Raw genomic sequence first — 26,317 nt, 5'->3', positions numbered from 1 at the left:
GGTAGAAATCATGTTGGTTCATAAAGCTTCCGGGAGGATGGATTTGCGTCTTATTCGTTTGGGCAAACGGGCTTCGTCCAGCAACAAGCCGGTTTCATCACGTGAAATATCCAGTAAATCCTGGATGCGGTCGGCTTCGCCCAGCGCGAACAGCACCATGCAGTAAGTGCCAAAGGCAACGCTGGGATCGCCTTTTTCCACCCGCAAATAGGTCGGCTTGGAAATGCTGGCACGTTGGGTCATCATCTCCACGGTCAATTGCCGCCGCCGTCGGGCAGTATTGATGTCGCGCCCTAATTTCTTGATGGCACGTTTGAGGGAAAGGGGCATGACGGCTTCGAGTTTTGACATATTTTAAGTAACAGATATATTGCCTTAATGGTATTATGGTAACACTTACATTCCCTAAAATAAACGGAGTATGCTATGCACCTCGCCATTCTCACCGCTATTGTGGTCGCCGTTTTTACTTTTCTGATTGTCAGGTCGCTGCGACGCTCCAAGCAGGTTGAGCCTTCTGATAACCGTAGCAAGCACGAAGCCTTCGTCAATGCCGATGAATTTGATGAGATGGTGCTGGAAACCTCCCACAAAACACCCGTGATGGTCGATTTCTATGCCGAATGGTGTGGCCCTTGCCGGAATCTGACCCCGTTATTGGCTAAATTTGCCGATGATTACCAAGGCGCGTTTCTGCTGGCGAAAGTGGATGTGGATAAGAATGAGCAACTGAGCCAGCGTTTTGGCATCCGTGCTATGCCGACGGTGTTGCTATTTCGGGATGGGAAATCCGTGGAACGTTTTACGGGGGCAAAACTGCCGCACAGCATTCAGTACATTCTGACCAAACACGGAATTCATGAGCCGAAGGCGGCTTCAAGCCAGAACGATGCGCAGAAATAGCAGTGCAAATACGCCCGTCAATGCCCACTTCAGCGCGGCGCATGTTGCCGCCAGCATGACCACTGTGGCGGGTAAATCTGGCAATTTTTTCAGCAGGTACATTTCCAGCACATTTTCACCGACATCCAGCACACCTGCGAGGGGCAATGCCCAACGAGCCAGCGTAACCAGTGCCGTTGGCAAACTTGCGAACAACCTTGATCCCGCCCATAGATAACCGGATAGGGCATAAGCGGCAATGAACAGGAAATCGAGCGGGAAATGGTTGGCGAAGGCTTGTCGCTGATCCGCTGTCCATTGGCTGTGGATGCTGCGGAAAGCGTCAGGGGTGAATGCCAATTGCAAGCTCATAACTTCGCCGGGAGCGGGCATGGGCAGTAAATTGATGGCTGCCAGCAGTGTGAGTGCCAGCAATAGGCTCAGCCAGCGTAGCCAAGTGAGGGTTTTGGTGGTGAATTTGCTCATGTTTGTAGCCGTTTTTCGACTTGTTTGCGGATACCTTGTTGTACGTCTGCCCAGAAGTCGTCTTTGTCTGCCCATTTGCTTAAGGGTTTGCCGTCGGTGGGTAGGGCGGTGATTTTGCCGATGTCGAATTCACGCCAATCATCGGTAGGGCGGATAATGATCGGGATGACTACATTGTGATTCTGTTCGTAGCGTTTCAGGGCTTTTTCCATTTCAATGCTGAAACAGTAGTCGGAGGCGAAGAAATTGCGGCTGATCAGCAGTACAACAATATTCGCTGCTTCCAGCCGTGAAAGAATCTGGTTATCAACGAGTTCACCAGCGAACATTTGGCGGTCATCCCAATATTCCAACGGTAAACGACGTTTGATGTTTTTCAGGCAGAGTTCCAGTTCGTTTTTGTGGGCTTCATCGGCGTGGGAATAGGAAATGAATAGCTTGACGGTTTTGCTGGCGGGCTTGTTTTCATCCAGTGGTGTTGGCATTTGCGGGTTTTCCTTGAATTCGGGTAGTTGGGCGCGTTCTTCAGTACCTTTGCGCAGGAACTCTTGATAGCGGCGGTGTGGGCTGGTTTGTCTAACCAGTTTGCGCAGAACCTTTTCTAAAGCTAAGCAGTCAAGCTGGCTACCTCGTAAATGGAAGCGTAAACGTCCCTGTGTGGATTGCTGCTCATTGGTATATTCGCACTCCAACAGCAGTTGGACTTCGTTAGTGTGACAGAAAATGCCGGTACGCCATGATTCACCTTCATAGGTTTCACCGATGCGCAGGATGATCCGTTCGATAATACTGCGGTGCAGGAATGGGTATTCGATGTCAAGTTGCCAGTCATCTGGGCGGGTAGCGCCCCATGCTGTTTTGGCCTTGCTGGTTAACGGCAGCAATGCTGGGATGATGAATTCACGCTCGGTAAAAGGTTTGTTGTCCTGCTGGTTTTTATTCTGTTGCGGTTCATAGCAGATACCGCAGTTGCGCATGAAGTCGACATACACTTCGTGTTCGTTAGCCTCTTCTTTTGCCCAGAACAGAGTTGCGTCTTCACCGCTGAAACGCCCCCCCATGCGCTCAATACGGCGACGATGCGGTTTTTTGGGGTCAAATATGCGGTAAACTGCTTCAATTGCCCAGTTTTGGTCGAGGATAACCTGATCCTGAAACATGTGTTCGCGGTAAAACAGTACACCAGTTTTGTGCAGATAGTCTGCGAACCATTCAGCATGACCAACACCCGCCTTCATGCAAAGCTGTTTGAAATGGATGAAGGGGATTGTCTCCTGGTCAATTTGCTTTAGCTCGCGTTGCACCTGTAACCATGATGTCGGTAATTCCAAACAAACGCGGTTTTTCAGTTCCTCCAACACAGATTCGATAGCGCCACGCAAAGCAGGAATACCGCGATATTGTATCGCTGATATTTTCACTTCCTGCCGGATTTGTTCAATGCCCGGCATATCTTCAGTCAGTTCAATTGGTCTTGTGGGCAACAAGTCAGAGCGGTCAATCTGATTTTTGACCAGAATAACCGGACTATTTGGAGCAAGGTCATGGATGGCTTCCAGCCAATAGCTGACTGGGTGGCGTGTTTCATCTGGGTGTTCTTCGGTTTCTTCCGCCCACAGCAGCAGATAAAGACAGTCATCCGACAGGAATAGGCGATGGGTAGAGTGATAAATTTCCTGCCCGCCAAAATCCCAAAGTTGCAAGATAACAGGTTGCTCTTCATCTTCAATTCTTTGCCTGATTTCCTTAATGACTATACCGTGAGTCGGATCAACAGGTTTATTAGGAGCACATTTGTGTTCTAATTCATAAGCCAGTGTGGTTTTTCCAACTCGGCCATTGCCAACAAACTGAATTTTTAATTGCTGTTGAACTTCCGAGCCTTTAAGAATATCTTGAAAATAATTACTTACACCTTCTATGCAGTTCTCCCCAAACTCTCTTCCTAATAATATAAATGGGACTTTTTCGATAGGATTGCCATATGCAATAAATTCCCGGAGCCTTTTTGACGCAATCAACTCTTTAATGCAAGCTATATTTTTTACTAGATTTTCTTTGCAGTCGACATTTATTAAATGATTTAACAAATTCAAGATTGACAAATCCATCACCTGATTGTGTGAAAATCTTAATGTTTCTAGGTTTTTTAGTTTCTCTAAATTGGATATATCCGAAACTCGATTGTGCGCAAAGTCCAATGTCTTTAGGTTTGTTAAATTTTTTAAAGCTGATATGTCTGAGACATCGTTATTTACAATGAGCAATATTTCTAATTTTATTAAATTGCGTATCCCTGATATATCATAAATCTTGTTGTTGCCAAGGTTAATTGCCTTTAGTGATGTCAAAGTATTCAGTGACGATAAATCAGAGATTTCATTTTCTCCAAGATCAAGTATTTGTAGTTTGCAGAGGTTGCTTAAAAGAGATATGTCATAAATCTTATTACCCCTGACCGATAGTGTTTCTAATTTTTCAAGCTTGCTTATGGGCAATAATAATTCATCATTTGATTGGCATTGGTATGCGATGTAAAGTTCTCGTAATTCAGTTAGATGACTTATGGATGCTATGTTAACCACTTGGTTATCAGAAAGATCAAGGGTTTCTAGTTTTTTTGATTTTTCTAATGCTGATGCATCCTTAATTTGATTTCCACCAAGGTTAAGATGCTTTAAATGTGGCAAATTCTCCAAAAAACACATATCCGTAATTTTGTTGTTACTTATATTCAATGACTCTAAGTTTGATTGATTTTCGACCTGAAAGTATATAATTTCCCCGCTATCACTGCTAACATCAAGAGTTTTTAGTGCTGGCAAATTTTTTAGTTTTAATTTTCTAAATTCATTTTCTTCTGTTAGTTCCACTTCTTTGAGTTGAGGTAAATTAATTAACTCTAAAATCCCAATCTTCCCTGCGAAAATCTTGAGGCTTTGAATTTCTGGCAAATCCTTAATTATTAATTTATTGACATTGATGTCTTCAAAATTTAGCCTTTGCAAATGAGGAAAATCGTTAAATTCCACAGTGTCAATATCGCTAGTACTTAGGGTAAGTTCAGTTAAGTTCATCCTATTGGAATGAGAGAGGTTGTTAGCATTGTTTGCCGCAATATCTAGCTTTTGCAGTTGATGTAGTGAGTTGAGAGGGGAGAGGTCAGTAATTTCATTATCCCAAAGATCAAGAATTCGTAACTGTAGCAATGTATGAAGGGAAGAGATGTCTCTAACATGATTCTCGGACAAGATAAGTATTTGTAACTGCAAAAATGTGCCAAGAATAGAAATATCTTTGATTAAATTACCTTCAAGATATAATTTCGGGAACCTCTAAAAACCCACTGATACCCACACAAATGTGAGAAAATGCTCATCTGAGCCACCGCCCCGTTACTAGCCATGCCCAAGAAAAGTGCCATCAAAACCAGTCTGTTTGCCGCCGAAGAGCGTGAACAGAAACTCGACCGCAAGGGCGACCTGCTGTCCACGCTGAACCAGCACGTCAACTTTGTCGCCTTGGCAGCAGAAATCGACCACATCGCCCCACGCCCAAGTGACAAGCGAGGAGGCCGTCCACCCTACCCAACGGAACTGATGGTACGGGTCTTGGTGTTGCAACACCTGTACAACCTGTCGGACGAGGCATTGGAATACCAATTGCTTGACCGGCTGTCGTTCCAACGGTTTTGTGGCCTGCGTCATTCCAGCACGATCCCGGATGCCAATACCTTGTGGGTATTCCGTGAACGGATCAGTGCGGCAGGTGGTGCGGATGCCCTGTTTGATGCCGTCCAACGGCAATTACAACAACACGGTTTTATTGCCCGTGGTGGTCAAATCGTCGATGCCACGCTGGTGGAAGCCCCTAAACAACATTTCCACAAAGAAGAAAAAGCGCTGTTGGAACAAGCGGCAACACCCGCTGGCTGGACACCTGCCCAACGTCGCCAAAAGGATACGGAAGCAAGCTGGACGAAAAAACACGGCAAAAGCTACCACGGCTACAAACTCAGTATCAGTGCCGATCGGAAATACAAACTCATCCGCAAACGCCACATCAGCACCGCCAAAGAGCATGACACCAACCATTTTGAAGCGGTGCTTGACCGAGCCAACACCAGCCGTGACGTATGGGCGGACAAAGGTTATGAAGACCAATCCCGTGAACAACGCCTCAACCAAGGTAGCTGGCGGTTACACATCCAGCACAAAGCCAAGAAAGGCAAGCCGCAATCCGACTGCCAGAAACGCCGCAACACCCGCATCGCCAGACCCCGCGCACGGGTTGAGCATGTGTTTGGGTCAATCTGTGCGATGGGTGGCAAAGCCATCCGCAGCATTGGGTTGGCACGGGCAGTATTCGGCCTCAGCATCAAAGCAACCGTGTATAACCTGCGTCGGCTCTGTTCGCTCAGAGAGGGCGGAGTTGTGCCCATTTGATGGAGAAATTCCCGAAAAAACAGCAAAAATGCGGAAAAACAACCTGATTGTGGCTTGGTGTGCTAAAAATTGAGATGGGTTGGTGTTTTTTTAACAAAATGCCGATAGGCCAACGCTAACCGTTGCAATACGCCGGGTTTTTAGAGGTTCCCTTTCGTTAACCACGTTAGCTTTGAGAGTTGTGTTGGTATTTCTTTCAAACCAAGCCCGCTCAAATCCAGTTCGGTCGAGTGGGTACGGCGACATTCTTCGATGCGTTCGAGGGCGATTTCCAGCGGGTTCGGGGTCATAGACATCATTAGTCAAGCATAAGGGATGATGACCGGATAGTAACCGGAATGCCGGAAGCGGGCAAACACTGCCCAAGCGGATGCGCTGATGTTGCGATTTATCGCTGGTAATGGCGGGTCTGATAAGGTAGCAGTTCTTTGGCAAGCCGCTTCAAGTCCTGATCCAGCCCCCAGTTTTTAGCCAGCAGTTCAACATTCGGCTTGGTGCTAGCTGCCGGTTTAAGGTGTATTTTGAGGGCAGTCACGTTGGCAAACAGGGTTTTTTTACGCTCATCCGATACACAGTTATAGCGCAACAGGCGGTCAACCAGATAGCCAGCACGGAGTTGTGATTGCAGGTTGGTTACGGATAATTGTGTGAAATCAGGGACAAAATCCTGATACCAAAGCCCTAACGCCACGGCTTTGACATCCTCCAGCGAGGCTTGGTCAAAGTCGTGGGTGACTAAACGCTCGAAAGCGGTGGTGGTATCAGTCGGCATTTACAACTTCCGTAATTCACGCAAAGCGTGTTTGATATTCAGTTCCAATGGCTTGGGTATTGCGTAATAGTCTAGTGCATCTTGGGCAACACTTTCAAATAGTTGCAGGTCAAATCCACCGACCTGATACAGGTTAATAATATCCAGCATATCATCTGATGCAAGCCTTCCCAGCTTGGAAACCGCCACGTCTACTGCTGACACCAAGTAAATATGCAGCGGTTTTTCCCTGCCAGTAAGTAGAATTGCCCGTTCTTTGTAATCGGGGGAAACGGATGCCAGTGCGGTATTGAATTGGGTATCAAGCTCAAGAATGGAGGGTAAGCCATTTTCATCCTCGAAATACACGGGATCAAGCTCCAGCCGGATTTCATCGGTTTTGAGGTGTTGAGCGGCTTCGAGTTCTACATCCAGATCGTTGCTGCCTCTGGCATTGGTATGGATATGCAGAGCGCAGCCACCAAAGATGAACGCTCTGATTGAACCGGTTGGTAAGTCTCCGGTTACATGGCGTAAAGCCGTCTCAAAATTGCCAAAAAGCTCGAAAATGGCTTTGGCTAATGGTGTCTCAGTGTGGAGTTGATGCATGTTGTACCGTTCTTCATGTCTGGATAGGGGCTATTCTTTCAGAAATTTCTCAACTTGTCCGCGCATACTTTATTCACGCTTCGACTTCGAGCAACGGCGCAAGCAACAAACTGATCGGCACAAAATCACCTACCCTTAACACGAGTTTCGGAAACCCTTAATGCGAGAAATCGAGGTGCTTAATACGAATTTCATAGAAATAATATTAATAAAATCAAATTTCTATAAAATTTCTTTGAAAAATCGACGTTCATTCCTCCGCAACCTTACAACCCTTCCGTCAACCACCGATTCGGGTCAACAAAAAACAGTTTATTCCACGCCTGCGGCACACCCGCCTCATACAACCACGGCTGCGGATACGGCGTGCGAATCGCGTAATGCAAATGCGGCGGCTTGCCTTTAGCATTACCCGACGAACCCACCGTGCCAAGCGGCTCCCCAGCCCTCACCCACCGCCACGCCTGCGCATCAATACTGTGCAAATGCGCGTAATAATGAAACCGCCACTTGCCGCCCAACACCAACACGACATTACCACCCACGCTATCCACGCCTGTATACACCACCAAGCCTTGCGTCGCTGCCACCACTGGCGTGCCTTCTTTGGCGAAAATGTCGATGCCCTTGTGTGTGCCGGAACGCCCCCACGGGTAATACCAAAACGATTTCGGATTCCAATCTTTCGCGGTTGCGCCGCTGACCGGAATCCGGTGTGCTTCTGGCAACAAGGCAACCGCTACCACCAACCCCAACAAACCGATACCCAAAATACCTTGCAGCGATTTGACCGGGTAAATGTGCAGGCTGCTGATGATGGGCATGGTAACTCCAAGGGTGAAATCGGTATTTTCGCGCTTCTTGCCGCGTTTGCAAGTACGTGTCACGAATGCACGAATGATTTTACTGGATAAATGCAGGATTCTTGTTAAGATGGATGCATAGAAAAAATTAATAAAACAAGCCAATGACAACTCAAACAAACGCTACCCCACGGGGTGACGGTTTTATCAGCCGTTACATCGTGTACATCCTCTCCATTCTGCTGTTGATTGGTTCAGGCATAGTGTTTTGGTATAGCTACCAGAAAAATCAGTCGATCCATCAAGAGATTGCAGTGTACGAAGCCAGCCAGTTCGCGGGTTCGGTGTCGCGTTTCCGCACGTTTTATTCGGAACATTTTGTGCCACGTGCCAAAGAAAGTGGCTTGGAGATTACCCACGATTACCTGCATCGCAAAAACGCCCTCCCCTTACCCGCAACGATGATGCTGGATTTCGCTAAATACCTTTCCGACGGAAAAGCCAGCGAATACGAGGTGCGGTTTTACAGCGACAAGCCGTTTCCCTGGCGCAAAGACGGCGGTGCACGGGATGATTTTGAGCGCTGGGCACTGGTCGAGTTGCGCAAAAATCCAGAAAAAGCGGTGTGGCGCTTTGAGGGCGAACAGGGTCAGCAACGGTTGCGCTACGCCCGTGCGGATCGTTTGACCGAAAGCTGTGTGGGTTGCCATAACACTTACCAGAATACGCCCAAAAACGATTGGAAAGTGGGCGATGTACGCGGGGTATTGGAAGTCAACCGCCCCTTGAGTGGTTTTGAAAATGCCACCAAACAAGCCATGATGGAATCGTTTCTCATGCTGTTAGGCTTGGGGATGGCGATGCTATTGGTGTTGATGTTGGCATTGCGCGGGCTGCGCGGCTCATTAAAAGCCACACAATCGTCGGAAACAGCAGCGCGTTTAGCCAATCATAAACTGGTGTTAGGGATCGAAGAGCGCGAGCGCTTAGCGGAAAACCTCAAAGCCAGCGAAATCAAAACCCGTACCATTGTGGATTCGGTACTAGACGCGATTGTGGTAATCAATGCCAAAGGTGTAGTCATCGAAACCAATCAATCGGTGTTGCCGATTTTAGGGTATACCCCAGAAGAATTACTGGGGCAAAACATCAAGATCCTGATGGAAGGGGATCACCACATCCAGCATGATCATTACATCCAGCGGTATTTGCAAACCGGGGAGCAGCACATTATCGGCAACCCGCGTCAGCTTATGGCGAAACGCAAAGACGGTAGCCTCTTACCGATTGACCTTTCGGTGAATGAAGCGCGTTTTGGGGATAGCTTGGTATTTACCGGCATTATTCGGGATATTAGTCAGCGTTTACAGCAACAGCAGGATCTGGCTCAGGCGCGTGATGCCGCGTTGGAGTCGGCGCGGTTAAAGTCTGAATTCCTCGCCAATATGAGCCATGAAATCCGCACGCCCATGAATGGCGTGATTGGCATGACGGAATTATTGCTCGATAGCAAACTCACCAAAGAACAGCATGATCAGGTGCATACCGTGCAGCAAAGTGCGGAATCCTTGCTGCGCATCATCAATGACATTCTCGATTTTTCCAAGATTGAAGCGGGCAAACTCTCCGTCACCGCCACTACCTTTGAGCTATTGCCAGTGATCGAAGGGGTAATCGACTTGCTGGCAGAAAACGCGCACGGCAAAGGTCTTGAATTAGCATTGCTGATGGAGCGTGACGTGCCTGCGGCTATCGTGAGTGACCCGCTACGCTTGCGCCAGATTTTGCTCAATTTGCTCAGCAATGCAATTAAATTTACTGCACGTGGGCATGTGATACTAAAAATCAGCGTGTCAGGCGATGCACTAGCAAGCGGTACACTGGCAGTGCTCCGGTTTGATGTCATGGATACCGGTTGTGGTATCCCCACAGAGGCACAAGTCAAACTGTTCACGGCTTTTTCACAAGTCGATGGCTCGGTCACACGCCAGCATGGGGGCACGGGTTTGGGGTTGGCAATCAGCCGTCAACTTGCTCAATTAATGGGTGGTGACATTGGTTTGGAAAGTCAGGTTGGGGTTGGCTCCACCTTCTGGGCATCCATTAGTGTCGAAATCAGCCAGTTGAGCAAAATACCCGTGCTGCAAAGCGTACCTGCGGTATTAGTGTGGGGGGCAAAACCCTTACTGAACCCTTATTATGACGAACAGTTACACCAGTGGGGCTTAGAACCCGTCAGGGTAGACAGTTTCAACAGCCTCTTATTGACGCTAGAAAGTAACCCCCAGTTTGACCTGATTGTATTGGATGCTGACCTAGCATATCACAAACCGGAGCACCCGTTTGGCATGATCGCTGTCATGCAAGCCGTGCGCGAGCATACCCAAGCGGTGGTAATGATCTACGGCACAGGGCGGCAAGTTGCCGCACTGGAAAAAGCACGCTTGGGGCAGCGCGTGAAACTGGTCACAAAACCCATTAAGCATTCAGGCATGTTGCGCTATTTAACCCAATGGCAGGCCAACAATGGGACAACAAACCCAGAAGCCGCTGTTGACATCCTCCCCTCCCTAAAGGAAGGGGATTCCTCCTGCGAGACGGCTATGCCCAGCCGCGAGAATGTTACGGGCTGCATTGACATCTCTGTCATGCAGCGTGCCACAGTCGGCACAACGCCATTCCCTTATTCCAAGACCCGCCCTACCTTTCGGACTGTTGGCGGAAATGCTTCCACAACACGAACACGTCTGGGTACTGTACGCTTCGTTGACTTCTGCAAACACCACTGACCGCGCTATCGCTTTGTATTTCAGTTGTGTCTTCAATATGAACCAGCCTGCATCCAGGACGCTTTTCGCCATCGTGGTTTTTGCCAAGCCAGCACTATTGACGTTGCCGACGAATATTGCACCGTGCTGCTGCACCAGTGCGGTAGTGAATTTATGGGTATCGTCCTTGCGTTGGTGTTTGATTTTGGCGTGAAGCGCTTTCACCCGCCGTTTTTGCTTGGCGCGTTGGGCTTTGCCGAGTTTCACTTCAAGGTTGCGGTAACGCTGCTGGCGTTCCAGTACGGTGCCGTCACTACAGGTGGCAGTGGTTTTTAACCCAAGATCAATGCCAATCGCACTCCTGCTGTCGTGAGGTGCAACTTCAACTTGTACCACAACATTGAAATACCACCGACCCCGTGCATCTTCGGAAAACGAGCCAGAACGGAAGGCGTATTGTGACAAGCCGTAGCTATCCCACACCTTGAAAAAGTGTTTGTTGTAGCGGACTTGCCCATCTTTCCACACCGCTGCCCCGGATTTGAAGGGAATCCAACCCAGTGAACGTTTGGATCCACCGGAAATCCGCCAGCGTAATTTGTCTTTTGTGAATTGTTTTCGTGCTTTCGCGTGGGCTTCGGTGACTTCTTGTACCGTTTGCGAATGCAGCGTGAAGCCGCGTTCTTTTTTGTATGCTGCCTGTTGTTTGGCTAAATCGAAAGCGGTGATATTGCTGCGTATCCAACCCACGCCGGGAATGGGGATATTGCTGTATTCTGCGCTGTAGGCATTGGCGGAATTCCACACTTGATTGCACTCAAACGCCCATTGGCGCAATACCGGCGCGTGTTTGTCGCGGATGCGAACTTTGAGCGTTTTCAAGGTGGTGGTGATGGGTTTCATGGGGTAGAGTGTAGCGGCATTACGACAAAAAACCACTGAATGGATGACTCTTCATCAGAGGTAGCCGAAGACGCTTATATCCCCGCCCTGAAGGACGAGGTTTTACGCGATTACGGATAAAACCAGCAGCACCGAACTCAGCCTTGCGGCAACGCCGGAGATGGATACGCCAGAAGCTGTTCCGGTGCGTATTTTGTTGACCGAAGACCATTTGGTGAATCAGAAAGTGGCATTGGCGATGCTAAAAAAATTGGGTTACACCCATATTGATTTCGCCGTCAACGGTAAAGAAGCCTTGCAAGCGGTGCAACAGCAGCGTTATTCGATGGTACTAATGGATTGCCAAATGCCAGTGATGGATGGCTACGAAGCCACGCGCCAAATCCGTCAACTGGACGATGCTTGCTATCAGGAATTGCCGATTGTGGCTCTGACCGCCCATACCATGAATGGGGACGATCAGAAATGCTACGAAGCCGGGATGAACGATTACCTTTCCAAACCGGTGCGCCTAGAGGAGTTGCAGCAGAAATTGGAAAAGTGGCTCCGGGTACAACACAAGCTGGCGGCTTAAGCGTTTAATTTAGTGCTATGCTGCGGGTATAGCAGCATTTCAAGGAGAGATTAAGTGGTTCTGAAAGACGCAAGCCTGTTACGCAACCAATGCTACAGCGATGGTACATGGGTCGATGCCGACAACGGCACAACCTTTGCCGTGACCAATCCGGTTAATGGCGCAGTCATTGCCGCTGTACCAAATTGCGGCGCGGCTGAAACCCGTCGCACCATCGACGCTGCCGAGGCGGCTTTTCCGGCATGGCGCAAAAAAACCGCCGCCGAACGCGCACGGGTGCTGATGCGCTGGTACGAGTTGATGCTCGAACACCAAGACGATCTAGCCACCATTATGACGCTCGAACAAGGCAAGCCACTAGCCGAAGCGCGTGGTGAGATTGCCTATGCCGCGTCATTTTTGCAGTGGTTTGCCGAAGAAGCCAAGCGTACTTATGGCGATGTCATTCCTTCGCCGGTAGCCGACCGCAAAATTATTGTCCTGCGCGAACCTGTCGGTGTTTGTGCGGCGATCACCCCCTGGAATTTCCCTGCTGCCATGATTACCCGCAAGGTTGGCCCCGCATTGGCGGCTGGTTGCACCATTGTGGTCAAGCCAGCAGAGCAAACACCGCTATCAGCCTTTGCGTTGGCGGTGTTGGCTGAACGTGCTGGCGTCCCCAAAGGCGTGTTCAACGTGTTGACTGGCGAAGCGGCACAGATTGGCGGTGAGTTAACCAGCAGCCCCAAGGTGCGCAAGCTGTCGTTTACGGGCAGTACCGAGATTGGCAAATTGCTGATGCAACAGAGTGCGGCGACCCTGAAAAAATTGTCGCTGGAACTCGGTGGCAATGCGCCGTTTATTGTGTTTGACGATGCTGACTTGGATGCAGCCGTGCAGGGTGCGGTGATTTCCAAGTATCGCAATGCCGGTCAGACCTGTGTATGCAGTAATCGCTTCCTCGTACAAGCGGGCATATACGACGCCTTTGCGGAAAAACTGGCGAATGCCGTTGCTGCACTGAAAGTCGGCGATGGTATGACAGATGGCACTCAGCAAGGGCCACTGATTGATGAAGCCGCCATTTGCAAGGTGGAGGAGCTGGTGGCGGATGCGCTCGCCAAAGGTGCTTGTATCGTCGGCGGTGGCAAACGTCATGAACTCGGTGGCACTTATTACACGCCAACCGTGTTGACCCACACCACAGCGGCTATGCGCTTGGCGAGTGAAGAAATCTTTGGCCCGGTCGCACCGCTGTTCCGTTTTGAAACCGAAGATCAGGCGGTCGCACTGGCGAATGACACCGAATACGGCTTGGCTGCGTATTTTTACACACGCGACATTAGCCGCGTTTGGCGTGTGGCAGAGGCGCTGGAATACGGCATGGTAGGCGTCAATTCCGGTCTTATTTCCAATGAGGTCGCGCCCTTTGGTGGTGTCAAAAGTTCCGGCTTCGGACGTGAAGGCTCCAAGTACGGCATTAATGAGTATATGGAACTGAAATACGTCAATATGGGCTAATTAGCAACTGGCAGATTAGGGGGTAGACGGAGCTGAGTCGTAAAACAAAAAAGGGTTGCATCTTAAAAAGTGCAACCCTTTGTTTTGTTTGGTGCCGGCACCACGAATCGAACGCGGGACCTACTGATTACAAGTCAGTGCATCTATACCAAGGGCTACAACATCGTACCTCACATCTCCTAAAAACAAGGAGATTGAGATGCAACAGGCAAAACAGCCTACCATCCTGACCATTTGCTCTACCAAAGGCGGAGTCGGAAAAACCACACTTACTGCCAACCTTGGCGGGTTGCTTGCCAGTTTGGGGCAGCGAGTCTTACTGGTCGATGCAGATGTGCAACCCGCACTATCCAGTTATTTTCCGTTGACCCACCAAGCGGATGGAGGTCTGGTAAGACTACTGACCCAAAATGATCTGGTCAACACTATTAGTACCACCGAGTGTGGCTGTCACTTGGTCTATTCAGATGATCCTGAAGGCAAGTTACAGGACTGGGTACTGCATACCCCGGATGGGCGTTTCCGGCTCAGAAACCTACTGGGTAAGCTCAAAGCCAACTACGACTACATCCTCATAGATACCCAAGGTGCGGTTGGCCCGTTGCAGGATGCGGCGGTGCTGGCTGCCGATCTGCTGCTTTCGCCCATCCCGACTGAAACCATGTCAGCGCGTGAATTCGTGCGGGGTACGCTCGGAATGCTGGAACGCCTCCAGCCCATGTCTTACCTTGGGATTACAGTTGCCCCCTTGTACGGTGTCCTGTACCGGGTTGACCGTACCCGCGATGCGACGAACGTTGCACGGGAAATGCGTGAAGCTGCCACCGCTTCCGAACCGGATGACCTGAGCATCAACATTTTGGAAACTGCCATACCCTCCGCAGTGGCATGGCGGGAAGCAGCCACCCTGCGTATCCCCGTCCACCAACTCAGCAAGTACCCGATGCCCAAGTTGACCCTGATGGGGTTGGTGGCAGAACTGTTCCCCGATTTCCGGCCTGTCATGCAGGAGGTAGGGTAATGAACGATGCAGTACGTAGCAGCATTTTTCAGGGGCATTTCGGCAAGTCCGGGAATGTCCCCCCACCCAGTGACCCCATTACCATCACCACCATGTTGGTGGAAATAGAGCGGATCGGATTTTATGAAAAGAATCCCCGTCGCACCCACAACGAACGTTACGATGAAATCAAGGAGTCCATCCGCCATCAAGGGCTGGACAACCCTCTCCCCATCAGTCGCAGACCGGGAGCAACGCATTACATCATTTATAAAGGTGGCAACACCCGCTTGAAGGTGTTGAAAGAACTGTGGGCGGAAACTAAAGATGAACGTTTCCACAAGGTACGCTGCGAGTTCCATCCCTTTGAATCCGACACAGACGCGCTGCTTGCCCATTTGCGTGAGAACGACCTGCGCGGGAACATGACATTCATTGACAAGGCATTGGCTATCCGCGAAGCCAAAACACAGTTGGAGCAAGAAACTGGTGGAGACTTGTCACTGCGGAAACTGGCTGAAGCCCTGAAAGCACGGGGCTTCCCGGTCAGTGCTGGGATGCTGTCGAAACTGGAATATGCCCTCAGTCTGCACGGGCTAATTCCACAGGTACTGGCGGCAGGGGCTGGCAAAGACCAAATGGAAAAACTGCGTAAGCTGGAAAAAGCTGCGTTTGAAGTCTGGAAGTTCCATGCCCTCCCTGATAGCAGCCTAAGCGATGATGAAGGCAAGACCTTCCGCGATGTTGTTTTTGCCGATGCACTGGCAGCAACAGATAACTTGGGTGAAGAATGGCGTTATGAAGCGGTGGAAACGGCGGTTATCCAGCAATTAGGTCATGCGTTGGCAGACGAAGCCCCAACAGCCAAGATTCAGGCAAATCTTAAACTGGCACTGGAAGGTCATGAACTCAAACATAGCCCACCGCCTACTCTGCCAGTTTCTGCACCTGTTGTTACCCCTCCGGCGACAAACCAACCTGACACATCGGCTGCCAACAACTGGTCTGGAGGCTGGGGTCAAGGGAATAGTGAGCAGGCAACAGATAACATCAGCATCCATTTCATGGAATCCGATGACAGCCTCCCCTACCCCACCACACTGCCAGAGCCGCAACGTGAGGTTATCGTCCCTGATGGCAACTGGTTAACCAAACTGCGGACACTACGGGAACGCAACTGGGAAAATGCCCGTTTGCTGGCACGTTATGTCAGAAATGGCGAGAAATCCCTGACCCAACTGGAAGTGGGCTTTGGGTTTCTGATGGTGGACGTGTTCGACACTGACTGGGTGTATGACCTGTTCCTCAAGACAGAACACGGCGATATGGATGCCGCATTGGTACTGGGGCATGGGCATTCCCTGTGGTGGTTCCTCTGCCAGCAAAGTGCCAGTTTCAGCAGCACGACTGGTACAACAGGTTGCCCTGACACTATCCGCATCCGTTATCTGCCGGAACAAAGTGTGATTGACGACCCACAAATGCGCCTCTCGGTACATCCCCTGATGGATCCCATGAATGGGCACTGGCTATTCTGGCATTACCTGCCGGATAACCATTTTGATAAGGCCGTGGAAATCATCCGTAACACCCGCCAAATCCACGACCTGATCCTGACCCATGGCAAAGGGGCAACCGTGTGGGAGGTATCTACCGCATGAACCAGTCAGAGACCCAACCCTTTATCAGGGGTTCCGATTCCCTGAACCAACTGGCAGACCAAGCGTTGAAGCAAATACTGCCCGCCTTGCTGGTGAACCTGGCTCCCCCGTTACGCCAACGGGTCAAACAACGGATGGTGGATACCTTGTGTACGGCTACCAGCCAGCAACTCCAATTCTGCATCGACACGAATATCAATCCAGCAGCATTGGCAGAACTGATTGCCAATGAACGCCAGCACCTGGAAATGGAACAACAACGTATCGCGTTGCTGCATCGCCTGTTGCAAGCAGGTGCTTCCCTCGCCATGGTGCAAGCCTTGCTGGGAATCAGCAAAAAACACTACACCCGCGTGCGCAAGGAACTCGGCATTCAGGAATACCGTTACAGCCAACTGACGGAACAACAGGAACACGACCTGTACCGCTTATGGGAACGGCAAGACAAAAGCCTGTCCTCAGAAACCTTGCTGGAATTGCATGACATCACCGGACACCCCCTGCGGATCATTTGGGATTTAGTGCAGGACTGGCAACAGATGGCTCAACAGGTCAAGACCCGCCACCGCCATACCACGACAGGAGGCTGGTGAACCATGTCCAGCCATCTGCAACAGATGATCGAACGTAGCGCCACTGAACTGCTGCAAAAACCCGGCAACCAACGCCTTGGTACACTTGACGGGGTATTGTTCCTCGGCAATCCGCAACTGGTGTTCCCCCGGATGCTGTACGAAGACCCCATCCTCGAACCCTTGGAACGGAATGTCTGGGCGATCATCAAGCTACACGCCATGGATGGCAATTCCGTCACCGCTTTCCCGACTTACGAAGAACTCATGTTGCGCTGTCAAGTCGGTTCCAAAGCCACCATTTCCCGTGCACTCGCTATCCTGCGGGCAACCCGCTGGCTGACCATCTGCAAGAGCAAGCTACGGGATGGCAAAGGCCGGGTCAGGGGCAATATTTACGCCCTGCATGATGAACCCCTGCAACTGGCGGAAACACTGACACTGGACAGTGATTATCTGGAGTGGCTGGAAAATACGGGTTTAGGCCAGAACAACCCCCACCCACGGGTCAAGGGTTTGGCCTCCAAATTGTTGCGGGACTTACAAAACGAGATCAAGGCTGGCGTTGATGTCTCCCAAGTGGAGCCACCACTGGAAAGGCGTAGCCGGGTATTGCAGTTCCTGTCCCAGCAAGGTGGTAATTTTTATGGCACTTCATTGCAAACTGTCCGTGAAATGCAGGCAGGCCATTATGTCGGCAAGGCGGACAACACGGTTGCAACTGCCTCAGTACAGAATCTGTACCCAGTACACCCAGACCATGTTGTGTCTCCGGGTACAGAATCCGTACCCAGTGAGTTGAAGATACCCCGTACAGAAACTGTACCAATGGACAGTACAGTTTCTGTACTACGTAGTAGTAATAGTAGTTATAAAGAAACAACTACTACCACTACCAGTACAGATTTCACACCGTTAGCAGAAAATGCTGCCAACAACAGCCCAACATTGCAATTTCCACCCCAACTCGACAAAAGCACCCAAGTGCTGGTGCGTTTGCAAGTCGAGGCGCTGCCTGAAAATCTACGCCAGAATGTGCTGGATGTACTCAAGGCAAAACTGGAAGCAATAGCCCAAGGCATCTCCAAGCCACTCAGCTACGGTGTTTTCCCCTATACCCGCAAATTATGTGAACTTGCTCGGACGGGTGGGTTGATACCTGTCCACCAGCCGGTGGCGGACACCGCTGCCCCCGTTGACACTGGCACTGAACTCAAAATGTTATTGAGTGAAATGAGTGTGTTGGCAGGTGACATCCGCCATGCCGACACCATGGCGCGATCTAGCGGCTATGAAGATCCCCACCTCGCCAGCACCAAGCAGAAATACTTCGCCCTGAAAAAACGGGCTGACGAACTACGGGCGGGAAGCACAAAAGAATCCCCTGAGGGTGTTTCCGGCGGAAACACTTCCGGGATGGCACCAAACCCAACGCGGGGTGTTTCCGCCGGAAACACTTCCAAACCAGCGCACGACTCTGCAAGAGGTGTTTCCGGCGGAAACACCTGTAGGCAAACAATGTTTAACGACAACCCATGGAGCAATAAAACATGATGAGCACACCTGATAGCCCACGTACTACAGCACTACGCAAGATCCAGGAGATGGCTGGAAGAACTACTGCGGTGGCAGATGGCGCAAAACCGGCTTTTTTCAGCACTGTCCCGACAACCAACATCACTCATGCCAGCCAGGAATCCATCGGCGTCCTGCGCGGCGGCACCGTTGTCACCATCCAGACCCGCCAAGCCCAAATGCTGGTGACAGGCCGCGAACGTACCGACACCCAGCACCGTATCCTGGGGCTGATGCAGTTCAGCAAGTACCTCAACCAGATGGCTGACGCAGCGCGTAACGATGACCCTTACGCCGACTGGTTCCTGCTACAGGCCGAAGAGGCGCTGGAAACTACCAGCAGCGGGATCGCCAGCTTGCGCGAACGCTTGGGCAAGCTGCTGGATTCTGTGCCAGCGATGCAGGTGGAAGTGGCGCAATCCACCAAACCGCTACGCATTACCCTGAACTTTGCCGCCAGCTATGCCTACTGGACGACACGGGTCATTACCGATTACGACGAACTGGTGCGCATGGTGCTGACTGCCCGCCATGTCGCCTATATGGATGCCGCTGCCGAGCGTGGGGTGTTGAACGAGGCCAGCCGTATGGTGCGGCGAGTGTTTGAAAGTACTGCCCGCTACCGTTACACCGGCATTACCCGCGCGGAGGTGCAGCAAGCCACCGAACCTGCCCGCCAAGCCGCCGAACTCATGGGGCAACTGCCAGTAGAGATACTGGAAAAACGCCAGCGCCCGAAGTTTGCCCCTGCTATCACCCGCGCCGCTACGGGCAGCAAGGCAGCCACCGATGCAGATACCGATCATGACCATGACGCTACCCGTGAAGACTTGCTGGCAGACACCCCGGATGCGGTGGCAACTGCCGGGGTGGCAGCATGAAGGCGGTACGGTATGAGCGGGTACAGCGTTGCCCGGTACGGCTTAGCCCGTCTAAAGGGCTTTAAGGGTAAGGGGGATAAGCAATGACAGCTTTATACGGTTTACCTTTTGACGGTGCACGGGAAGCGCGGGAATACCTTATCCGCAGGCAGGCACAGTTGGCGGAACTGAACCAACAACTATTGGCATTGCAGCAGGAGTTCCATGCCAGCTTCGGTTACAGCCTGCCCTTCCGCCCTATCCGGCTGGCAGACAAGTCCTACACCCCGCTGCGTTGGCGGGTGGGGACAACCCGGCGGCGGTTTGAACTGGATGATGCGGTGGGGCAAGCCTACCTTGCAGCCTTGTCAGCCGATGCCCGGCGGCAGGTGCTGGCACTGGAATTCAAGCGCATCCACCTGAACCAGGCATGGGCAGTCTGCAACTACGAATGCCTACGGCTGGAACGCCTGCTCCAGCAGTTTGTAAGCTGGCGGGGAATGATGCGGCAACTGCCCCGAACTTCCACTGAAACAGCCTGACCACACCAATGACAACTAACCTTTCACTGACAACAACATAAAGAGGATACCCGATGGCAAACCGATTTGAAGGCCGTGGCAATCTGGGCAATGACCCGGTACTGAAATACGTGGACGTGGCAAACGAAAAGCGTGCCGTGTGTGAACTGCGCATCTACTTTGACCGGCAGGTGCAGGATGGCGACGATTACCGCGAACAGGGTGGTTTTTGGCTGAACGTGGCCTACTGGGGCAAACGTGCCGAAACAGCCAGCAAACTGCTCGCCAAAGGCTGCCGGGTATTGGTGACTGGCACGCTGGTCAACGAGGAATGGACTGACCGCGACAGCGGTGAAGAACGCAGCCGCCTGATGCTAAACGCCAGCAGTGTTGACCTCGACATGATCAGGATCGCCAATGTGAAATTTACCGACAGGAAAGGTGAGGAATGACCTATACCATGACCCAGGGCAAATCTGCCCAACCCGTGTGAACAACACCCCAGTGCGTGGGATATTGCCCACGCACTGGTCGGATTGGATCAACAAAAACCTGAGGAATACGCCATTGGCGTATACGCTAGCCCCATGATAACCATCGCTGAAACCGAACCTTTCCAGAAAAAATCCTGCCAAGGGGGAACGTAATGGGCAACGCATTCACTGAAATCATGGCAGGGCTGGATGACGCCATTGCCCATGCCAAAGGCGAGCCAACCAAGGTCGTCGGACACAAACCCTTGGCACTTGATGTGAAAAATATCCGTCAGAAAACCGGGATGAGCCAGCAAAAGTTTTGCACCACTTTCGGCATTTCACTGGGGACATTGCGTCACTGGGAGCAGGGGCTGCGTACCCCTCGCGGCCCGGCACGGGTCTTGCTGCAAGTAATGGACAAGAACCCTGCTGCGGTCATTCAGGCGCTTGCTGCTTGATGCCCTGTTTCCTGCCGGTCATCACGGTACAAAGGATAGGGATACAGTGGTGCGCCCAAAGTTGACGCCAGCCGCAAACCCTGCCTAGAATTTCCAGCACAAGCTTTCCCACGTGTGTTGTTGCACCCTCAACAAACCCTGCGTTGCCTTGCTACCAGTAGTAAGCAGCCAACCTTTGAAAGTCACCCACCACGCGCAAGCGGTGACGGCACAACCTGACGGTTGGTGCTGGTGTGAATGCTCTACCCCTGTTCACACTGTGAACACCCTGCCGGGAACCCGTTTCCCGTGGGGGATAGCGTTTTCCCGATCCCTTAAGCCCGTTTCTGGAGAACGCCCATGACCACTTCTACCCCCTCCCAAAGTTATTTCAACCTGCACGTGTCCGGCCTTGGCTATGTGTCGCGTATCCGTGAAGTCACGGTAAAACGTGGCTCCCCATTCTTGGCCTGCACCATTGCCGCCTTGCATGGCTCTGCCGATAACGTCGAGTACACCAAATTCGATTGCCGGGTTTCCGGCGCAGAAGCTGAAAAGCTGATCCGCCGCTGCATGGACGCCGTGAACGCCGATAAAAAGGTGTTGCTCGGTTTCAACCTTGGCGACCTGTACCCCGACCTCTACGAAAAGAAAGACGGCACGCCGGGAGTAGCCCTGAAAGCACGCCTGTTGCGCATCGACTGGATCAAGGTTGATGGTAATAGCGTTTACACCGCACCCCCACGGGATGCGGCAGGGGCCGAGGCTGCGGAAGCTGCCTGATCACATCGCCCACCGGGTAAAGGCTTGGCCTTGCCCGGTGGAATTTCCCCGGCAATACACCTGATTGAGTGTGTGAGGTAATGGCAACCCACCGGGGTTGATTGCTGCACACTGCCTGTTGCCTTGCGCAGGTAGTGTGGGTCAGGCCAGCGGCGGCCTTCCTGTTGTGCGGGTAACACTACCGGCACAACAGGTGGGCTGTCCGGCCCATCCATCCCGCCGGTTGCACGTCGCCGGTCAGACAGACGCTTGCCCCTTTGTGCGGAACGTGTCCGCGCCTGTTGATTCCACCTGAGGCGGCCTGCGGGCTGCCTTCCCAGCCGGTACTGCGTGGCAGTGCCGGGCGGGAAGGTTTCCGATGTGTGTTGTTGCACCCTCAACAAGCCTTTGGCTGCTCGCTGTTACCGCTTGCAACCTACCCTTGAAGCATCCTCCGCCATTGCTGGATGCGGCCTGACTTAACAGGCTGATGGCCATGCTTGACCTTCGCCCTATCTGGGCTTTTTTAACCTTGCCGGGAGCAAACCACTCCCGCAGGGAAGTGTGTTTCCCCGCTGCCATTTTGATGTTCACTTAGGAGAAACACCATGAAACCAACCCTGAATACCGCCAACCTTGGCACATCCACCGTTATCGTCCCCGGTACCCTGATGATCCGGGACATCCCCAAACGCGCAGGCGGCAGCTTCAAAGTCGGCAAGCTGTCCACCCACATTGGTCAGTTCGAGGTAAAAAACCCTGAGCTTGACCAGTACGAAGCCGGGACTTACTCCGGCAATTTCTGTATCGACAAAATCTACCCCTCCCACTACATCGCGGGCGGGAAGATCGTGATTGAACTGCGGGCAGTATTGTCGTGCTTTGTGCTGGCTGGCTTCGATGAGCAAACCGCCGACATGGAGCCGCTGGACGTTGACCCGGCGGATGAGGAAGCGGTTGCCCCGGCAAACGGCAACACCGCTCCAGAAGCAGAACCGAACGTTGCACCAGTGGATGCGGCTACAACCGCTGAAATTGAGGCTACTACGGCTGCCACAGGTGTCATGACGCTGGAAGAGGAAAGACGATTCCGCGAGGAACTAATGGATAAGGAGACCTTTGGCGAACTTTACCCACTGGGTCATGAAGTCAAACTTGACCCTACCATCGCGCGTACCAAACTGCGGGCGCAATGTGACCGACTGAAGAGCCTGGGCTACCGCTTTGTGGCGGCACGCCAGATATGGGCAAAACACGGGGAAAAGGCATAGGTATGGCTAGCATCATCCGTGACCCTGATTCCGCTTGTTCAGACGACCATCTGTTCATTGTCGATGACGGTGACACCATTGCCTGGGTAAAAGTGGGTGATGAGTTGGTGTACATCCGCCGCGATGGCGATGGCACGCTGATTGTGCGGGTCATGCCCGACAACGATGACATGGATGCCCTGTACGGCGAAATCATCGTCCCACCCACCCCAACCTGACCATTTTCCCAACCTGACCCTGCCGGGGAGCATCCCTCCCGGCGGGGTGGTGTTCCCCCGGTTGTTGCTTTGACACTTTCTGGAGAAACACCATGACTACCACCGAAACCACCGACCATGCCGGTTCCCCTCAGCCCCCGTTTGGCATTGCCACCCTGGAGGCTGGCCCCACCTGCACTGGCATCATGCCGTCTGGCATTTTTTGTATCGGCGCACTGGCTGCACCCGATGGACAATTCCTGTATTTATCCCTGCTGGGGCGTGACACCGCCTTTCAGGAACTGCGCGGCAAAATGACCACAGGGCAACTCCATGCCTTCATTGTCCAGCAGGATGGAAAAACCGTTGCCAGCGGCTGGTTCAGCCGCGAGGTGCTGGGGAAGATGGAGTACCACGGCGCAAAAGTGCAGACCCACCTGTTTGGGGAGGTTGCACAAATGATCCTCTATCACCCACTGCTGACCACACCGGACAAAGCAACCCAGACCGCCGCACTGCCCTATCTGGGACAGGCAACCGCGCAAACGCTTCGGGACACCTGGCAATTAGTGCGGCACATCTGCGAAGTGCCGTTGCTGGATGACTGGCAGGCCGTGGTCATGCCGTTGCTGGCTGACCTCCAGTGGCTGCAACCCTTGCAGGGTTTCGGCTGCAATGCCAGTTACCTCAAACTCGGCAGCAATATCGGCGGATTGGTCAGTGCCAATATCCGTTCCGGCGCATTGCGGGTGGAGCCGGATGAGGCTGGCAGGTTGTGTATTCCTGAACGCATGACCCTCGACCTCGAATACGGTCTTGCCAAACGCCATCCGCAACAGGCTACCCCGCCACCCGGCAATCCTGTGGGTGGTTTCTGGGACGATGCGGATGTGATCAGTGTCTACACCCGCCAGCAAGCGATTGCCGACGGTGTGCTGGTCGATGTATCTGCCAGCAGCGAAGCCCGTGATGCCGGTTTCAAGGTTCCTGTTGCCCTCACCGAAGCCGTTTATCAGCGTTTTGTCGAGTGGGATAACAACGAGGTTCGCCCCGAACAACAGGCGCTGGGACAAAGCACTGCGGGTCGTTTGTGGGATGTGTTGTATATGGCGTCACTCGCCATCCGCCGTTCCTCCAACCAGCGGGGTGACAGTACCCTGCGGTACGAACTGTACGTCATCGAACGCGACGGTTTCAGCACAACACCACGCAGCATTAAGCTCAAACTGCATTCCGGCTCCGGTGATCATGGCGAACATGTCATCACCATTATGTTGCCCGAAGAAGACTGAAACACCTTTCACCCTTACCAACCGACGCCGGGAGAGACAATCCCGTGCGGGGTGTTTCCCCGGTGGCTTTGCAAGCCCTTTCACAGGAGAAACACCATGCAACTGAACGGTATCACCCTCAAACTGCGCCACAAGCTAAAACCCAAATTGTCGCTGGTGGCGACAGCCTATTGCCGCTGGGAATCTGCCCGCAGCAATGGCACTGCCATCATGCGCCACCCCAACTTGAAACCTGCCCTGAACCGTGCCGAGCAACTGCATGGCTGTGTCAGGACTGTCACCTACCTGCCCGACGGGATTGTCCGGCACGGTGAGTGGCGCAAAGTGTAACCACAACAGGAGCAACACCATGAGCAAGACTACCGCCGAACGGCAAGCCGACATCATCAGCCAGCAACTGGTGGGCGGGTGCATCCTGAATGCGTTCGTTTCCCCCGAAGCACAGTTTGGTCAGCAGCATTTCGGTTTCAGCGTACAGACCAAAACCGGCAAAACCTTGAGCGTTTGGGTATTGAGCGACCCCGAAGGCAACAGCCCCGGTTTCCTCGACATTGCCAGCGACTGACGTTTATCCCAACCCAGCCGGGGAACATGCTTCCCGGATGGGAGATGTTTCTCCGGCATCCCTCAACCTTTTGGATGGAGAACCACCATGACCACTACAACCCTTGAAACCCTCACCTTCCGTACCCTGGCTGCCCATGCCACGGGTGAATTTGCCGACAACATGACCTACCCGGCAAGCGTGCAAGTGACCATGACCCAAGCCGATTGGGAGGCTACCCACGCCATGCTGATGGCACTCCCGGCAACCATGATAAGCATTGACCTGCGGCTCCATGCACAGGATAGCTTCCTCGATGCTGATGGGCTGGAAACCGACCCCTGTGATTACGACGACTGCCCACAGTTCCACTGTTACCGCTTCGTCCGCCACAGCGCGGAACGCTTTGCCTTCTATTTGGTGCTGGCAGCGAAGTATCACGACACCTTCGTGAAGTATGAACTGACACCGGAGGTTGCGTGATGCAAGCCAACCACATCCTCAACAAGATCAAGAAGTGTCTGGCACTCACGGCATCGGATAACCCCGGCGAAGCCGCAGCCGCATTGCGCCAAGCAAAAAAGCTGATGGACAAGCACGGCATTACTGAAGCACACGTTAAACTGGCGGAGGTGAAAGCGGTACAAACCGGCAAAATCCCACCAGCCAAAGACAGGGCAGCCAAACTGGTCGCCATCATTGGCGATGCTTTTGCCTGCAAGCCACTCATCCGCAGCAAAGAGGGCATAACCTTTTTTGAGTTTATTGGCAAAGGCCACTACCCGGAACTGGCAGCCTACACCTATGCCATCCTGTGGCGACGTTTGGAAATGGAGCGTGCCGCGTTCCATGAGCAGTTGTTGGCCAGCCTAACTGACCCCGGTTGGGATTTACGGGAACCGCATGACCAGCGCAGGAAAAAATGGGCGGCTGACGATGCCCGCAAAGCCACCACCGCTTTCTGCGCAGGCTGGTTAGCGCGGGTAGCTGAAACAGTCCGCCATTTTGCCGGGCATCAGCCCGACCCAGACCTGGATGACTGGGCAAGAAACCAGTACGGCAAACTGGGCGCACGCAAAACCCGACAACATAACGGCCTTGACCCCGACGGGGTACAAGCCGGTCTGGAGGCGGGTTCCCGCGTGAGCCTGCATCACGGTGTGAATGGTGAATCTGCCGGACAACACCTACTGGCGGGCAATAGGCAAGGGGTGGCAGCATGAACGCCGACACCCTGAGCTTGGTGAAACTGGCGCAAATGCTGTGCCAGGCTGGGCATGAACCGCGCACCGCCACCGGGCATATCCTCAACCTGATGGGTAAAGACCTGCCAGAAGCTGACCAGGAACAAGCCCTTGCCGAAATCGAGCGGCGCATGAGTGGCTTGGCAGTAAAGCCTTGGGAACCATCCAAATCAGGTTAAAATTG

The 26,317-nt window shown here is 52.4% G+C and carries 30 protein-coding genes and 1 pseudogene; 22 read left to right on the top strand and 9 right to left on the bottom strand.

The features are described from left to right. Positions 1-18: 18 nt before the first annotated feature. Positions 19-351 (bottom strand): hypothetical protein, encoded by a 333-nt coding sequence (locus L2Y54_RS10545; protein WP_236501851.1) that lies wholly within the window; start codon positions 349-351, stop codon positions 19-21. Between the two features lie 75 nt (positions 352-426). On the opposite strand from L2Y54_RS10545, the gene trxA reads away from it, so the two are divergent. Beyond that, complete coding sequence (gene trxA, locus L2Y54_RS10540) at positions 427-903, top strand: thioredoxin (RefSeq protein WP_236501850.1); 477 nt, start codon at positions 427-429, stop codon at positions 901-903. On the opposite strand, the gene L2Y54_RS10535 is transcribed toward trxA, so the two are convergent. Both L2Y54_RS10535 and L2Y54_RS10530 read right to left on the bottom strand, forming a co-directional pair. Next, positions 877-1,368, bottom strand: a complete 492-nt coding sequence (locus L2Y54_RS10535) for a hypothetical protein (RefSeq protein ID WP_236501849.1) — start codon at positions 1,366-1,368, stop codon at positions 877-879. The two genes, trxA and L2Y54_RS10535, sit on opposite strands and share 27 nt — an antisense overlap. Continuing rightward, on the bottom strand, positions 1,365-4,400 hold the full coding sequence (locus tag L2Y54_RS10530; RefSeq protein ID WP_236501848.1) for a leucine-rich repeat domain-containing protein: 3,036 nt from the start codon (positions 4,398-4,400) through the stop codon (positions 1,365-1,367). Before L2Y54_RS10530 ends, L2Y54_RS10535 begins: the two co-directional genes overlap by 4 nt. Positions 4,401-4,772: 372 nt before the next feature. On the opposite strand from L2Y54_RS10530, the gene L2Y54_RS10525 reads away from it, so the two are divergent. Beyond that, positions 4,773-5,813, top strand: a complete 1,041-nt coding sequence (locus L2Y54_RS10525; protein WP_236497348.1) for an IS5 family transposase — start codon at positions 4,773-4,775, stop codon at positions 5,811-5,813. 140 nt (positions 5,814-5,953) lie between these two features. Here L2Y54_RS10525 and L2Y54_RS10520 read toward each other — a convergent pair whose 3' ends face one another. The 4 genes from L2Y54_RS10520 to L2Y54_RS10505 form a co-directional block, all read right to left on the bottom strand. After that, positions 5,954-6,112, bottom strand: a complete 159-nt coding sequence (locus L2Y54_RS10520; RefSeq protein ID WP_236501847.1) for a hypothetical protein — start codon at positions 6,110-6,112, stop codon at positions 5,954-5,956. An 89-nt stretch (positions 6,113-6,201) separates the two neighbouring features. Next, positions 6,202-6,585, bottom strand: coding sequence for a hypothetical protein (locus tag L2Y54_RS10515; protein WP_236501846.1), 384 nt, complete (start codon positions 6,583-6,585; stop codon positions 6,202-6,204). Beyond that, positions 6,586-7,173 (bottom strand): DUF6036 family nucleotidyltransferase, encoded by a 588-nt coding sequence (locus tag L2Y54_RS10510; protein ID WP_236501845.1) that lies wholly within the window; start codon positions 7,171-7,173, stop codon positions 6,586-6,588. It abuts the gene before it with no gap. Positions 7,174-7,439: 266 nt separating this feature from the next. Next, complete coding sequence (locus tag L2Y54_RS10505; RefSeq protein WP_236501843.1) at positions 7,440-7,997, bottom strand: M23 family metallopeptidase; 558 nt, start codon at positions 7,995-7,997, stop codon at positions 7,440-7,442. Positions 7,998-8,140: 143 nt separating this feature from the next. On the opposite strand from L2Y54_RS10505, the pseudogene L2Y54_RS10500 reads away from it, so the two are divergent. Continuing rightward, positions 8,141-10,024, top strand: a pseudogene (locus L2Y54_RS10500) (PAS domain S-box protein); the annotation flags it as partial. A 522-nt stretch (positions 10,025-10,546) separates the two neighbouring features. On the opposite strand, the gene L2Y54_RS10495 reads toward L2Y54_RS10500, so the two are convergent. Then, positions 10,547-11,647 carry an RNA-guided endonuclease InsQ/TnpB family protein gene (locus L2Y54_RS10495; protein WP_236498883.1) on the bottom strand — a complete coding sequence of 367 codons (1,101 nt, stop codon included), beginning with the start codon at positions 11,645-11,647 and terminating at the stop codon, positions 10,547-10,549. Between the two features lie 160 nt (positions 11,648-11,807). On the opposite strand from L2Y54_RS10495, the gene L2Y54_RS10490 reads away from it, so the two are divergent. From L2Y54_RS10490 to L2Y54_RS10440, 11 genes are all read left to right on the top strand, one after another. Then, positions 11,808-12,221 carry a response regulator gene (locus L2Y54_RS10490; protein WP_236501841.1) on the top strand — a complete coding sequence of 138 codons (414 nt, stop codon included), beginning with the start codon at positions 11,808-11,810 and terminating at the stop codon, positions 12,219-12,221. Positions 12,222-12,275: 54 nt separating this feature from the next. After that, a complete protein-coding gene (locus tag L2Y54_RS10485; RefSeq protein WP_236501839.1) occupies positions 12,276-13,721 on the top strand; it encodes an NAD-dependent succinate-semialdehyde dehydrogenase in 1,446 nt (481 codons plus the stop codon). A gap of 199 nt (positions 13,722-13,920) precedes the next feature. Further along, positions 13,921-14,742, top strand: a complete 822-nt coding sequence (locus L2Y54_RS10480) for a ParA family protein (protein ID WP_236501838.1) — start codon at positions 13,921-13,923, stop codon at positions 14,740-14,742. Then, positions 14,742-16,382, top strand: coding sequence for a ParB family protein (locus tag L2Y54_RS10475; protein ID WP_236501837.1), 1,641 nt, complete (start codon positions 14,742-14,744; stop codon positions 16,380-16,382). Before L2Y54_RS10480 ends, L2Y54_RS10475 begins: the two co-directional genes overlap by 1 nt. Then, the gene (locus tag L2Y54_RS10470; RefSeq protein WP_236501836.1) at positions 16,379-16,975 is read left to right on the top strand and encodes an STY4526/YPO1902 family pathogenicity island replication protein; all 597 of its coding nucleotides are present in this window, start codon (positions 16,379-16,381) and stop codon (positions 16,973-16,975) included. Before L2Y54_RS10475 ends, L2Y54_RS10470 begins: the two co-directional genes overlap by 4 nt. Before the next feature lie 3 nt (positions 16,976-16,978). Further along, positions 16,979-18,508, top strand: coding sequence for an STY4528 family pathogenicity island replication protein (locus L2Y54_RS10465; RefSeq protein WP_236501835.1), 1,530 nt, complete (start codon positions 16,979-16,981; stop codon positions 18,506-18,508). Beyond that, positions 18,505-19,410, top strand: a complete 906-nt coding sequence (locus tag L2Y54_RS10460; RefSeq protein ID WP_236501834.1) for a PFL_4669 family integrating conjugative element protein — start codon at positions 18,505-18,507, stop codon at positions 19,408-19,410. Before L2Y54_RS10465 ends, L2Y54_RS10460 begins: the two co-directional genes overlap by 4 nt. Positions 19,411-19,493: 83 nt before the next feature. Then, positions 19,494-19,931 carry a hypothetical protein gene (locus tag L2Y54_RS10455; protein ID WP_236501833.1) on the top strand — a complete coding sequence of 146 codons (438 nt, stop codon included), beginning with the start codon at positions 19,494-19,496 and terminating at the stop codon, positions 19,929-19,931. Positions 19,932-19,984: 53 nt separating this feature from the next. After that, positions 19,985-20,362, top strand: a complete 378-nt coding sequence (gene ssb / locus L2Y54_RS10450; protein WP_236501832.1) for a single-stranded DNA-binding protein — start codon at positions 19,985-19,987, stop codon at positions 20,360-20,362. Positions 20,363-20,556: 194 nt separating this feature from the next. Continuing rightward, on the top strand, positions 20,557-20,844 hold the full coding sequence (locus L2Y54_RS10445) for a helix-turn-helix domain-containing protein (RefSeq protein ID WP_236501830.1): 288 nt from the start codon (positions 20,557-20,559) through the stop codon (positions 20,842-20,844). Positions 20,845-21,183: 339 nt separating this feature from the next. Beyond that, positions 21,184-21,606, top strand: coding sequence for an STY4534 family ICE replication protein (locus L2Y54_RS10440; protein ID WP_236501829.1), 423 nt, complete (start codon positions 21,184-21,186; stop codon positions 21,604-21,606). On the opposite strand, the gene L2Y54_RS10435 is transcribed toward L2Y54_RS10440, so the two are convergent. Next, positions 21,552-21,980 (bottom strand): hypothetical protein, encoded by a 429-nt coding sequence (locus tag L2Y54_RS10435; protein WP_236501828.1) that lies wholly within the window; start codon positions 21,978-21,980, stop codon positions 21,552-21,554. The two genes, L2Y54_RS10440 and L2Y54_RS10435, sit on opposite strands and share 55 nt — an antisense overlap. 213 nt (positions 21,981-22,193) lie before the next feature. Here L2Y54_RS10435 and L2Y54_RS10430 point away from each other — a divergent pair, with 213 nt between their 5' ends. The 8 genes from L2Y54_RS10430 (at position 22,194) to L2Y54_RS10395 (ending at position 26,312) form a co-directional block, all read left to right on the top strand. Next, entirely contained in the window at positions 22,194-22,856 is a 663-nt protein-coding gene (locus L2Y54_RS10430) for a DUF3275 family protein (protein WP_236501827.1), read from the top strand. Positions 22,857-22,858: 2 nt separating this feature from the next. Beyond that, positions 22,859-23,074: a hypothetical protein gene (locus L2Y54_RS10425; protein ID WP_236501826.1), complete on the top strand. Its 216-nt coding sequence runs from the start codon at positions 22,859-22,861 to the stop codon at positions 23,072-23,074. Positions 23,075-23,166: 92 nt separating this feature from the next. Further along, entirely contained in the window at positions 23,167-24,345 is a 1,179-nt protein-coding gene (locus L2Y54_RS10420) for a DUF6573 family protein (RefSeq protein WP_236501825.1), read from the top strand. A 96-nt stretch (positions 24,346-24,441) separates the two neighbouring features. Next, positions 24,442-24,675, top strand: coding sequence for a hypothetical protein (locus tag L2Y54_RS10415; RefSeq protein ID WP_236501824.1), 234 nt, complete (start codon positions 24,442-24,444; stop codon positions 24,673-24,675). Positions 24,676-24,694: 19 nt separating this feature from the next. Next, positions 24,695-24,910 (top strand): hypothetical protein, encoded by a 216-nt coding sequence (locus tag L2Y54_RS10410; RefSeq protein ID WP_236501823.1) that lies wholly within the window; start codon positions 24,695-24,697, stop codon positions 24,908-24,910. Between the two features lie 87 nt (positions 24,911-24,997). Then, complete coding sequence (locus L2Y54_RS10405) at positions 24,998-25,372, top strand: hypothetical protein (protein ID WP_236501822.1); 375 nt, start codon at positions 24,998-25,000, stop codon at positions 25,370-25,372. Then, the gene (locus L2Y54_RS10400; protein WP_236501821.1) at positions 25,372-26,112 is read left to right on the top strand and encodes a DUF2786 domain-containing protein; all 741 of its coding nucleotides are present in this window, start codon (positions 25,372-25,374) and stop codon (positions 26,110-26,112) included. Before L2Y54_RS10405 ends, L2Y54_RS10400 begins: the two co-directional genes overlap by 1 nt. Then, a complete protein-coding gene (locus tag L2Y54_RS10395; RefSeq protein WP_236501819.1) occupies positions 26,109-26,312 on the top strand; it encodes a hypothetical protein in 204 nt (67 codons plus the stop codon). Before L2Y54_RS10400 ends, L2Y54_RS10395 begins: the two co-directional genes overlap by 4 nt. Positions 26,313-26,317: the final 5 nt, after the last annotated feature.

The sequence above is a fragment of the Thiothrix winogradskyi genome, assembly GCF_021650935.1.
GTDB classification, from domain to species: domain Bacteria; phylum Pseudomonadota; class Gammaproteobacteria; order Thiotrichales; family Thiotrichaceae; genus Thiothrix; species Thiothrix winogradskyi.
This window is presented reverse-complemented; position numbering and strand designations above follow the sequence as displayed.

Bases quoted from the DNA above. Each gene is read 5' to 3' on its own strand.
- L2Y54_RS10545 (WP_236501851.1), bottom strand. From the start codon at position 351: ATGTCAAAACTCGAAGCCGTCATGCCCCTTTCCCTCAAACGTGCCATC.
- trxA (WP_236501850.1), top strand. From the start codon at position 427: ATGCACCTCGCCATTCTCACCGCTATTGTGGTCGCCGTTTTTACTTTT.
- L2Y54_RS10535 (WP_236501849.1), bottom strand. From the start codon at position 1,368: ATGAGCAAATTCACCACCAAAACCCTCACTTGGCTACGCTGGCTGAGC.
- L2Y54_RS10525 (WP_236497348.1), top strand. From the start codon at position 4,773: ATGCCCAAGAAAAGTGCCATCAAAACCAGTCTGTTTGCCGCCGAAGAG.
- L2Y54_RS10520 (WP_236501847.1), bottom strand. From the start codon at position 6,112: ATGATGTCTATGACCCCGAACCCGCTGGAAATCGCCCTCGAACGCATC.
- L2Y54_RS10515 (WP_236501846.1), bottom strand. From the start codon at position 6,585: ATGCCGACTGATACCACCACCGCTTTCGAGCGTTTAGTCACCCACGAC.
- L2Y54_RS10510 (WP_236501845.1), bottom strand. From the start codon at position 7,173: ATGCATCAACTCCACACTGAGACACCATTAGCCAAAGCCATTTTCGAG.
- L2Y54_RS10505 (WP_236501843.1), bottom strand. From the start codon at position 7,997: ATGCCCATCATCAGCAGCCTGCACATTTACCCGGTCAAATCGCTGCAA.
- L2Y54_RS10495 (WP_236498883.1), bottom strand. From the start codon at position 11,647: ATGAAACCCATCACCACCACCTTGAAAACGCTCAAAGTTCGCATCCGC.
- L2Y54_RS10490 (WP_236501841.1), top strand. From the start codon at position 11,808: ATGGATACGCCAGAAGCTGTTCCGGTGCGTATTTTGTTGACCGAAGAC.
- L2Y54_RS10480 (WP_236501838.1), top strand. From the start codon at position 13,921: ATGCAACAGGCAAAACAGCCTACCATCCTGACCATTTGCTCTACCAAA.
- L2Y54_RS10475 (WP_236501837.1), top strand. From the start codon at position 14,742: ATGAACGATGCAGTACGTAGCAGCATTTTTCAGGGGCATTTCGGCAAG.
- L2Y54_RS10470 (WP_236501836.1), top strand. From the start codon at position 16,379: ATGAACCAGTCAGAGACCCAACCCTTTATCAGGGGTTCCGATTCCCTG.
- L2Y54_RS10465 (WP_236501835.1), top strand. From the start codon at position 16,979: ATGTCCAGCCATCTGCAACAGATGATCGAACGTAGCGCCACTGAACTG.
- L2Y54_RS10460 (WP_236501834.1), top strand. From the start codon at position 18,505: ATGATGAGCACACCTGATAGCCCACGTACTACAGCACTACGCAAGATC.
- L2Y54_RS10455 (WP_236501833.1), top strand. From the start codon at position 19,494: ATGACAGCTTTATACGGTTTACCTTTTGACGGTGCACGGGAAGCGCGG.
- ssb (WP_236501832.1), top strand. From the start codon at position 19,985: ATGGCAAACCGATTTGAAGGCCGTGGCAATCTGGGCAATGACCCGGTA.
- L2Y54_RS10445 (WP_236501830.1), top strand. From the start codon at position 20,557: ATGGGCAACGCATTCACTGAAATCATGGCAGGGCTGGATGACGCCATT.
- L2Y54_RS10440 (WP_236501829.1), top strand. From the start codon at position 21,184: ATGACCACTTCTACCCCCTCCCAAAGTTATTTCAACCTGCACGTGTCC.
- L2Y54_RS10430 (WP_236501827.1), top strand. From the start codon at position 22,194: ATGAAACCAACCCTGAATACCGCCAACCTTGGCACATCCACCGTTATC.
- L2Y54_RS10425 (WP_236501826.1), top strand. From the start codon at position 22,859: ATGGCTAGCATCATCCGTGACCCTGATTCCGCTTGTTCAGACGACCAT.
- L2Y54_RS10420 (WP_236501825.1), top strand. From the start codon at position 23,167: ATGACTACCACCGAAACCACCGACCATGCCGGTTCCCCTCAGCCCCCG.
- L2Y54_RS10415 (WP_236501824.1), top strand. From the start codon at position 24,442: ATGCAACTGAACGGTATCACCCTCAAACTGCGCCACAAGCTAAAACCC.
- L2Y54_RS10410 (WP_236501823.1), top strand. From the start codon at position 24,695: ATGAGCAAGACTACCGCCGAACGGCAAGCCGACATCATCAGCCAGCAA.
- L2Y54_RS10405 (WP_236501822.1), top strand. From the start codon at position 24,998: ATGACCACTACAACCCTTGAAACCCTCACCTTCCGTACCCTGGCTGCC.
- L2Y54_RS10400 (WP_236501821.1), top strand. From the start codon at position 25,372: ATGCAAGCCAACCACATCCTCAACAAGATCAAGAAGTGTCTGGCACTC.
- L2Y54_RS10395 (WP_236501819.1), top strand. From the start codon at position 26,109: ATGAACGCCGACACCCTGAGCTTGGTGAAACTGGCGCAAATGCTGTGC.